We start from the raw sequence: 406 nt of genomic DNA, 5'->3' as shown, positions 1-406 counted from the left end.
AACCACGCCTTGCACCTGTTAGCGGCAGGCTACTGGTTTGGCAGCCTATTACCGTTGTTGCTTTGCCTGCGCTACTTGCCACAACCGCAGTGGCGTAGCGATGCGATCGCCACCTTGATCCGTTTCTCTCGCTGGGGCCATGTTGCCGTGGTGCTGGTGATCGTCACGGGCATAATCAACAGTCTGATTATCCTTGGCCGCTGGCCAGTCGATCTTGATTCCGCTTATCAGCGTTTGCTGCTAGTAAAAGTCGGGCTGGTGGCACTGATGGTGATGGTGGCATTGGCCAACCGTTACGTTATCGTCCCCGCGATGCGTACCATCCCTAATCTGGCACAGCGCGGGGTGGTGATCGCCTGCTGGCTTGAGGTGGCGCTGGGCGCAGCGGTGCTGCTGTTGGTGAGGT

General features: G+C 58.4%; 1 protein-coding gene. It reads left to right on the top strand.

The window, feature by feature from the left end:
• Positions 1-147: 147 nt before the first annotated feature.
• Positions 148-406 (top strand): CopD family protein (locus DUK53_RS17890; protein WP_236637336.1); only part of this gene is annotated, 259 nt, incomplete at its 3' end.

Origin of the sequence: Listeria sp. SHR_NRA_18, from assembly GCF_003856515.1 — a bacterium.
In the GTDB taxonomy this organism is placed as follows: domain Bacteria; phylum Bacillota; class Bacilli; order Lactobacillales; family Listeriaceae; genus Listeria_A; species Listeria_A newyorkensis.
The sequence above is the reverse complement of the archived record's forward strand: the minus strand, read 5'-3'. Positions and strand labels throughout refer to the sequence as shown.